Source organism: Clostridia bacterium, from assembly GCA_026414765.1.
Lineage (GTDB): Bacteria > Bacillota > Clostridia > Acetivibrionales > DSM-27016 > SKW86.
This window is the reverse complement of sequence record JAOAIJ010000018.1, coordinates 45,087-53,613: the sequence shown is the minus strand read 5'-3', so window position 1 is coordinate 53,613 and position 8,527 is coordinate 45,087. Positions and strand designations below refer to the sequence as shown.

Annotated in this window: 11 protein-coding genes; 1 reads left to right on the top strand and 10 read right to left on the bottom strand. The window is 34.8% G+C overall.

Annotation, left to right across the window (positions count from 1 at the left end):
• Window positions 1-188 precede the first annotated feature (188 nt).
• From N3I35_06585 to N3I35_06560, 6 genes are all read right to left on the bottom strand, one after another.
• Window positions 189-1,046: an AraC family transcriptional regulator gene (locus N3I35_06585; protein MCX8129749.1), complete on the bottom strand. Its 858-nt coding sequence runs from the start codon at window positions 1,044-1,046 to the stop codon at window positions 189-191.
• A 149-nt stretch (window positions 1,047-1,195) separates the two neighbouring features.
• Complete coding sequence (locus tag N3I35_06580; protein MCX8129748.1) at window positions 1,196-1,954, bottom strand: GNAT family N-acetyltransferase; 759 nt, start codon at window positions 1,952-1,954, stop codon at window positions 1,196-1,198.
• A 66-nt stretch (window positions 1,955-2,020) separates the two neighbouring features.
• Window positions 2,021-2,380 carry an MmcQ/YjbR family DNA-binding protein gene (locus tag N3I35_06575; GenBank protein ID MCX8129747.1) on the bottom strand — a complete coding sequence of 120 codons (360 nt, stop codon included), beginning with the start codon at window positions 2,378-2,380 and terminating at the stop codon, window positions 2,021-2,023.
• A 165-nt stretch (window positions 2,381-2,545) separates the two neighbouring features.
• Window positions 2,546-2,767 carry a GyrI-like domain-containing protein gene (locus N3I35_06570; GenBank protein MCX8129746.1) on the bottom strand — a complete coding sequence of 74 codons (222 nt, stop codon included), beginning with the start codon at window positions 2,765-2,767 and terminating at the stop codon, window positions 2,546-2,548.
• 36 nt (window positions 2,768-2,803) lie between these two features.
• Window positions 2,804-3,295 carry a GNAT family N-acetyltransferase gene (locus N3I35_06565; GenBank protein ID MCX8129745.1) on the bottom strand — a complete coding sequence of 164 codons (492 nt, stop codon included), beginning with the start codon at window positions 3,293-3,295 and terminating at the stop codon, window positions 2,804-2,806.
• A 27-nt stretch (window positions 3,296-3,322) separates the two neighbouring features.
• Window positions 3,323-3,802, bottom strand: coding sequence for a DinB family protein (locus N3I35_06560; GenBank protein MCX8129744.1), 480 nt, complete (start codon window positions 3,800-3,802; stop codon window positions 3,323-3,325).
• A gap of 126 nt (window positions 3,803-3,928) precedes the next feature.
• Between N3I35_06560 and N3I35_06555 the strand changes: the two genes are divergently transcribed.
• Window positions 3,929-5,371, top strand: a complete 1,443-nt coding sequence (locus N3I35_06555) for a PLP-dependent aminotransferase family protein (GenBank protein MCX8129743.1) — start codon at window positions 3,929-3,931, stop codon at window positions 5,369-5,371.
• On the opposite strand, the gene N3I35_06550 is transcribed toward N3I35_06555, so the two are convergent.
• Genes N3I35_06550 through ccpM form a run of 4 tightly spaced genes read right to left on the bottom strand, consistent with a single transcriptional unit; the run spans window position 5,368 to window position 8,466 of the window.
• Window positions 5,368-5,532 carry a hypothetical protein gene (locus N3I35_06550; GenBank protein ID MCX8129742.1) on the bottom strand — a complete coding sequence of 55 codons (165 nt, stop codon included), beginning with the start codon at window positions 5,530-5,532 and terminating at the stop codon, window positions 5,368-5,370. The genes N3I35_06555 and N3I35_06550 overlap by 4 nt on opposite strands.
• A gap of 37 nt (window positions 5,533-5,569) precedes the next feature.
• Window positions 5,570-5,848, bottom strand: coding sequence for a hypothetical protein (locus N3I35_06545; protein ID MCX8129741.1), 279 nt, complete (start codon window positions 5,846-5,848; stop codon window positions 5,570-5,572).
• A gap of 21 nt (window positions 5,849-5,869) precedes the next feature.
• Window positions 5,870-7,000 carry a TIGR04066 family peptide maturation system protein gene (locus N3I35_06540; protein ID MCX8129740.1) on the bottom strand — a complete coding sequence of 377 codons (1,131 nt, stop codon included), beginning with the start codon at window positions 6,998-7,000 and terminating at the stop codon, window positions 5,870-5,872.
• A gap of 14 nt (window positions 7,001-7,014) precedes the next feature.
• Entirely contained in the window at window positions 7,015-8,466 is a 1,452-nt protein-coding gene (gene ccpM, locus N3I35_06535; protein MCX8129739.1) for a Cys-rich peptide radical SAM maturase CcpM, read from the bottom strand.
• Between the last annotated feature and the right edge of the window lie 61 nt (window positions 8,467-8,527).

Sequence of the window (8,527 nt, the reverse complement as noted above, 5' to 3'; positions counted from 1 at the left end):
CCATAATTATTCAGAAACATGCATATCCAAATTATTGTGGCAAATAATAGTATTATTAAATTCTTCAGGTATAAAGGTTATGGTAACCAGCTATAGCTATTTATCAAAATAAATTTACACGAAATTTCTTATAGACCCGATAGCGCCCGCTACAACAATCAAAGGCAATTATATAAAAACCTCTTTTTCTATATCTTAATAACCGGCAGCCAAGCTTCACATCTATAATTTGGTGAGCTTGTATCTCCTTCTGGGTAAACCTCTATGTCCGGTACATCCGCATATTCATATCCTGATGTCGGCAACCACTCAGTTACAATCCTCTTCTGAAGCTCTTGAAGAGCAGCAGGCATAGGGCCTATACATTCAAATATTGCCCAGGTAGCTGCAGGCACTTGATATTCATGCATGTTTTCCGGAACTGGCTTGTCAGTAGCAGCAGCAATATAGTAATCAAAATCCTTACCATTCATGCATGTGCTTACACCCAAAACCCCAAAAGGTTCTTGATTAGATAATTGCCCGATTTCAGCAATCATACCGTTTTGAAAGGTCTCTCCCCAGAACTTAGGCACTTCTTTAAAGTTTTCTTCTACGTTCAAATCAAAATGCTTTCTAGCCCCCACAACACGGAAAGCTGCTTTTTTTTCAATCCTGTAATTCATCTCCACTTCTCCTTTAATCGAAATCAAGAAGGTTATACGTGGATGCGCCTTCAGAATAACTCCCTCACTTTTAGCAACCGACGGAGGCACTCCGTGAACATTCTGAAAAGCTCTTGAAAACGAGGTTGGAGAATCATATCCATATTTAAAAGCCAAATCGATAACCTTTACATCGCTGTTCTGCAGTTCAAATGCCGCAAGAGTCATCCTTCTGCGCCTTATGTACTCTGCCAGTGAAACATTTGCAATATATGAGAACATCCTTTGGAAGTGAAAGGATGAACAGCATGCAATTTTTGCTGCCTGCTCAAAATCTATTGCCCCTGCAAGGTTATCCTCTATGTAGCTTATTGATTGATTCAGCCTATCCAACCATTCCATCGTATTTACTCCTTCGACTTAATTATATTCGGAGATGTATAACATGTCCTCTCAATTTGTGCACGAAAATGTGAGGTATATCAATATTTTGCACCAAATTCCCAACCACTCCAGGTACTATAATATCATAATCCAGAAAGACTGAATATTTACAAACTCTTTTCCTCTAAAAATTTTACAAACTTGCTGTCAGAAAATATTTCATTGGTCACAAACTGCCCATCATAAAAAAAGCTGTATGTCGTAAACGGAGCCGGGGCATTTTGTGCCTGCTCCTTTGATTCAATCTTTTTTAAAGTAATGTTCTTTCCTTTTGATTTGGCAATCTCCGCTATTAATGGAGCATATTTATCGGTATGCGGGCATTGGTTTGAGTAAAACAAAACCATGCCTTTTTCATCAATCGAAGCACGCTTGCAGCAATGCTTAAATTTTGGCTTATCCATATTTTCATCAAATGGTAGATATAGAAGCTCATAATAGGGCTCTGCAGTATCACATGTTTTAAAACCTTTATATTTTAAATATTTAGGGTCTGATAAAAACGGTATCTTCTTTTTTGACGAGAGAATAACAAGACCTTTTTTGCACTGCCGTTTCGCATCATTGATGCATTCGTCAAGCAGTTTGTTTGCATAGCCCTGACCTTTAAATTGCCCGGAAACCCAAAAACAGTTTATATACATATATCCCCCGGCTTCAATGGGACACCATGCATTTTCTGCAGGTATATACTCTATAAAGACCTTTCCCCGGATATCAAGCTTTTTGAAAACAAGACCTTCTTCAAATTGTCTTTTCATCCAGGCTTTCTTAGACGCTACACAAGTCTCGCCTTTCTTTTCTGAAATAGCACAGCAAATATGCTCAGAATCAATATTGCTGCTGTCAATACTCATTATTTTCATACCGCTTTACTCCTTTCATGTCTGTGTTTACACTCACAGCAACCGGTATCTTGACTGAAATATTTCTCATTCCCCCAACAGCTCTTTTTGGATTTTTTTACTCAGAGATTCAAAAATCAACCTGTAAGAACTGTCTACCATTTCCTTCAGTACCCCATCCGGCACACTTCCTTCCAGGTTTAGGGAGTTCCAATGTTCTTTGTTCATATAATAACCCGGTATAATGTCTTTGTACTGTTGTCTCAATAATTCGCCATGTGAGGGCTCCAACTTTACTGTAGCAATTGGTTTTCCATCTTTGTCCCCGCCAAGTAAAACAAACATCTTACCCCTAATCATGTAGCGGGTGGCATCCCACTCCGGTTTATACTCTTTTTCTGTTCCCTTCTTAGAAAGACAGTATTCGTCAAGCCATTCATATTTCATTATAGTCCTTAAACTCCTTCATAATTTATTTTGTCGCCACTTTGGTTAGCTCTTTTATTTTCCTGTATTTTGAATATCATAAGCTTTTTTCCCATTATAACACGATAAACATGACAATAGCATGTCATGTTTATCGTGTTATCTTAAAATTATTAAGTTCTTTAGCTACTTAATAGAAATGTAAATATCGATCATCTGGTCATTAATATCTTCAGAATTATTGTGGTATACCTCAAAATCATAAGAATACAATCTTTCCAAACCCATCTGCCAGATTTCTTGCCAAAGCGCTCCTACTGCTTCCTGAACATGCCCCCTGATCGTGAATTCTGCATATTTACCAGCCGGAATAGTACGTACCACTAAGGGGGCTTGAATACTATCCATCTGGCTTACTTACCGAAGGCGAAGTGAGCGACTCTCTTATACAATACTTTTCATAATAACTACCCTATCCTCTCCCGGACCAGCATAATTACTGACTACGGGTATACCTTGGGTATTTGTTTCACCTATTAACCTCATTCCGATTCCTGTATGGAATCTCCTTGATTCTTCATTTCCAATGGATGTAATCGCTTTAATGTACTTACAGCCATCCTGCTTTGCTGCCTCAATAAAATGCTCATACAGTTGTCTTGCATATCCTTTTCTTTTATAATCCCTGTGAGTAGCAATCATATGAACATAAGCAAGCGGCTCTTTCCGTGATATTATACCAAATAAGTATGCTATAACTTTATTGTCATCTTTAACAACATACGCATTGTCTCCTAATTCATACAGCATCATTGGATGGTGCAATGTCCTGATTTTCTGCAATCTTTCATTTTTTTCATTGCCCCAATACAGTTCAAAGTTTTCTATTATTTCATCAAAATCTTCTTTTGTACATGTCGATATTTTCATGTCCATAATCTTCCTTCCTTTTTATTATTCAATCTAAAGCATACAAGTATCTTCTATCGGCCATTTTTCATCTACACGTCTTTCCCCTAGAATGCACCAAATGCCACGAAGATGTAAATTTGTATGACTAATAGCTGTATAACATTTATTTATCAAAGATTCATCAAACTCTTCGTCTTCCAGCTTCAAAATTGCATTAATGGTTGAATCCATCAGACTTGTCCAGCGTGTTTCCAGTTCAGTTAAAGGAGGATAGCTATCATTTGGTTTTGGTTCAAACTTAAAAGGGTAAGCAATTCTATCCACATCATGTTCTAAAAAAAGGCCTCCTGTTATGTGCTTATACAGAAGTAAATCAATTCCGCCACAACAGTGTTGTATATTCCATGCTATAGGCCAGTGGTTGCACGGTTCATGTGAAGTAAGGTCTTCATTCTTCAAACCGTTCATTGTTCTCTCCATAACTTGTTTTATCTCAATGAGCTGTTTTATAATATACTGTTTTAAAGTCATAAGCATTATCTCCCATCAAATAAATATTAATATTGTCTGTACCAGTCCACCCATAGTATAATTATAGACACTCAAAAATTCAATCAATAATAAGGTTAACTGTACCAATACAGTTTAAGGTGACTTATGCAAAACAAGTACAACAAAATCATGGAGTACGTAAAAAAGTCAATAAAAGAATCGGAGCTAAAAGCCGGAGATAAAGTTACATCTGTCCGAAAGATAGCCAACCATTTCAAATGTAGTACTTCCACTGTTATTCACGCTTTTGAGGAGCTAAAAAGAGAAAATGTGATTTTTTCAATACCTCAAAGTGGCTATTATGTTGTTGAAAAGGATAATATAAATAATAAAGAAAAAAGCATCTCTGATTTTTCTTCAGTTTGTCCTGGAGAAAGCATTGTGCAAAAGCCTGAAGACGATAATACAATAGACTTCTCTTCTGTCTATCCCAATCCGACTATAATTTCAAATCTGGATTTTGGCCAGTGTATAACTCATGCAATAAAAATACATAAGGATAGCCTATATGAATATTCAGATATAAAAGGTTTTTTTGCTTTAAGAAAAGCTTTGCAAAAACACCTAGCCGGCTACCAGGTATTTGCTGATACTGATAATATTTTCATTACATCAGGAGTACAGCAAGCTTTATTCATATTAGCCTGTATGCCCTTTCCCAACGGTAAAAAGAACGTTCTGATAGAACAACCTACGTATTTTGGTATGAAAAGGGTTCTGGAATTAAACAATGTTACAGCATTAGGTATCGAAAGAGATAAGGAAGGTATTGATCTGGGTACACTTGAAAGGTATTTTCGTAATGATGACATCAAGTTTTTCTATACAATGCCCCGTTTTCATAACCCAACTGGTTATTCATATACTAAATCTCAAAAAAAGGATATCTTAAAACTGGCCGAAAAGTATGATGTATACATTGTGGAAGATGACTACCTTGCTGATTTGGAATTGGATTCAAAGTCTGACCCATTGATTTCTCATGACTTATCAAACAGAGTTGTTTACTTGAAAAGTTTCTCAAAGACTGTATTACCCGGCTTAAGAATTGGTCTTGCCGTTATGCCTAAAGTTCTTTATAATGTGTTCAAAGAATATAAAGCTTGCTGTGATATTACAACCAACGTTTTATCTCAAGGTGCTCTTGAAGTGTTTATAAAAAGTGGTATGTATGACACGCATATAAAGCAAATTAGAAAGCATTTTCTCAAACAAATGGATACCCTACGAAAGGCATGTAATTTATATTTGCCAACTGAATGCAAAGCTTCAATACCAAGAACTGGCGTATTTACTTGTATTGAACTTCCTCCCAGTACCAATGCAAGGTTATTTTCCATGAAACTCCATTCGGAAAGTATTTACTTAACTGATATTGAAGATTTGTTTTTGCAGGATTACAGAAAATCAAATATCGTCCGTTTAAGCCTGTATAGAGTTAATAATGAAAAAATTCTTAAAGGTATTCGTACTATTTCTTGTGTCATTAAGGATAGTATCGGAAGAATACCCTCGAGAACTAAGTATGATGGCAGCATATTGTTTTAGCCTGTGTCAGGCAGTATTAGCCATCCCATGAACCTTAAGGCATCTCCATCGCATTTTGTATTGCTTTTGACCACATAATTCGGGATGCTCTTTAGTTCCTCAGAAATTTCCTGCAAAAGCTTGTACTCGCTGACACCAATAGGTTTGAACATACCTATCAATTAGTGTATTCTTCTCTAATTGTTAACTTAACTTAATTTATTTTACTTTAATTTGATTAAGAATAATATTCTTAATCTTACTTAAAGTATTAAAATTACCTTCTTTTATATCTCTTTCAGGAATTTTTACATTAAAAACTCTTTCTATTTCAAAAAAAATAAATAATAACTCACTTGCCTTTAGCCGAAAGTGGCTTCCAAGCAAATCCTGGTCAGCCATATCATCACTGAAACCATTCAAGTTAAGACTTAGTTTATCCTCAATTATCTGTTTTAACGTTTCATCAACTTTTTTAGTATCACAATTTATGCCCATAAAACACCCTCCTAATACAAACTAAATAATTTTTATATTTGCATTTCCTTCTAATTTGTTTATTATCACTTGAGCCATACTTTTTGAATCCGAGTCATCCAATATGTTGAAAACTGGTATATCCGATTTATTATTAAACTCTTTCACTTTTTTATTAACAAAATCCGTATTTATTGAAAGTGTTCTGATAGTTGATGTTTTATTGTTCATCATTTCCATCCAATCCACCTTTTTATTGGTAATGTTTATGCCATCAACATCAAATCCAAATTGATATCTTATTTTTTTAGTTAAAATATCAAAGTATTCAGCTTTATAGTCTTCATATAGAAGGCTTAATATTGAAGCATCCGGATTTATTGCCTGAAATACCTCGTAAGCTAAAATACCAAACCCATTATGAATATCATTATTAAATGGCATTATTGCACCAGGTATTCCAACTATTATAACATCCGGCTCTTCCTGCACCTCTATGTTTTTTATGTATTCATTAAACAATAGAACCTTTTTATATTCAGGTATTGTACCACTAGACATAAACTCCGGGAATGAGTGAAAATCTAATAATTCGCAATAGTTTCTAGTTCCTACCTGACTAACCTTATAACCCATTTTCTGAATGTTGTCTCTTAAGGATAATTGGATGGCAAATTTATTCGCTCCTTCAGTGACGCTGATTACCGCAATAATAGGTGTACTGATGTCTGATATTTTACCCGGTTTATTTAAATATTCAGGTTCACTAGCATCTGATTTCCTTAAATAGTTAAAATTCACACTTTTCGACATGCATGCATCATAGATTTCTTTATACTTTTCTTTTAAATCTAATGTACAGATTATATTCTTGCCTGCATTTATTGCTTGCATAATTTGAGGATAAATATTCAATTCAAATGAACATTTCAAATCAGATTCAAGAAATAGTACGGTATCGCATAGTTCAATAAGTACGTCAAATTTTTTTTCGACGATAATCCCGGTCAAATTGCCGCCATCTGCCAAACCAGCATCCTTACCACTAAAACCCCAACCAGTAAGCGAAGAAACGCCCACGATATCATATTCGTTCAAAAAATTCGTATTTCTTAATACCGGAGTAAAATGTGAATCATAAGGATGTACAATTATTCTCTCTTTACCTTTCATATATCTATATCTCCCTATTTTATATTTTTTTCTCCTATCCTGATAACATCACGGTTAATGTCATACCCTAGCCTTTTTAGCGTGCAATAATCTTTAAGATCCTGTTCAAATCTTTGCCGTACTCCCAAGCATGCAGATAACTTTTTTTCTTTTGATAATTCACTTGTATTCTCATTAACCACATCAGCATGTGAAGCACATAAAGTGCATCTTCTGAATGCAAAACAATCCCTGCAATTATCCTCAGTCAACTTTCCAATATTCAGTATTGCCCGGGCTTTATCAAAACTAAACCCATCATAAATATTTCCAATTTTCATAGCTTCAGAATCTTCACTGACCCTTTCACAAGGAAAGAGGTCACCATTAACATTTACAAATAACCTTGTTTGTCCCGGCACACATGGCCCGGAGTGATGGTCTTTACTGTTTATTTCCGGATAATACTTATCAGCGGTTTCCATAAAATCATATAATAACTTAAAAGATATCTTTACAAATTTAGCTAAATTCCCATCGTCTATTCTCCCTAGCATCGCCAAAAAGAATCTGAACTTATTGTATTCCCATTTTGAAATGAAATCTTCAGTATAATTAATCTTATCCTTTTTGTAATCACTGGATATAATAGAGGTGCTTATTATTACATCATCAAAATATTCCTCGGTAGCTACAAACTGATTTATGCAGCTTAAGTCAAGTGTTGGATCAATAACCATTGAATACAGTATGGATTTCGCATATTCCGGATACTTTTTCCTTATCATAATTAAGTTTTCCTGAACTTTGTCAAAAGTACCACATCCGCTGCCAGCAAATTTTCTGTTTTTGTCATGCACTTCTTTAGGCCCATCAATACTTATGCTCATTGTAACATTATGGTTTTGAAAGTATTCTATGATTTCTTCACTTATTAAACTCCCATTGCATGTAATGCTTATTGTTATTGCCTTACCTTCAGCCTTTTTTTCAAAATATTCTATACAATTTTTAATTAAGTCAAATTCCAGTAATGGTTCTCCTCCATAAAACCCCAAATCAATTGAAGAGGAATCTCTTGAATGACTAATCAGAAAATCAATAGCTTTTTTAGCTACTTCTAAACTCATTTTATTATTCGCATGTTTTCTGTTTGTGTATTCCCCCGAATAAACACAATATGCACATCTGAAATTACATTGTTGGGTTACCTGAAGTACCATCCTTTCAACCTTACTGTTTAAGTAATCTTCTAAGACAGGGTCTGCTGAATGAAGCATTTCAACAACCCTATTGGATGACAGATACCCATTTTCCATCATTTTTGCTATTAAAGGGTGCTGGACTTTATCACCCGTTTCTTTCTGTTTCAGTAACAAATTATATACTTCTTCTGGTATGTTAAGTATCTTGTGTTTGTTTACATCATATAAATAATACTCATTAATATTTTTAAACAGATGAACAAAAGGTAACTCAGAATTCATCAGTAATTCTCCTAACTTTATTATTTTTTATGTAAATATGCAGTGGGGTTAAAACTAACCC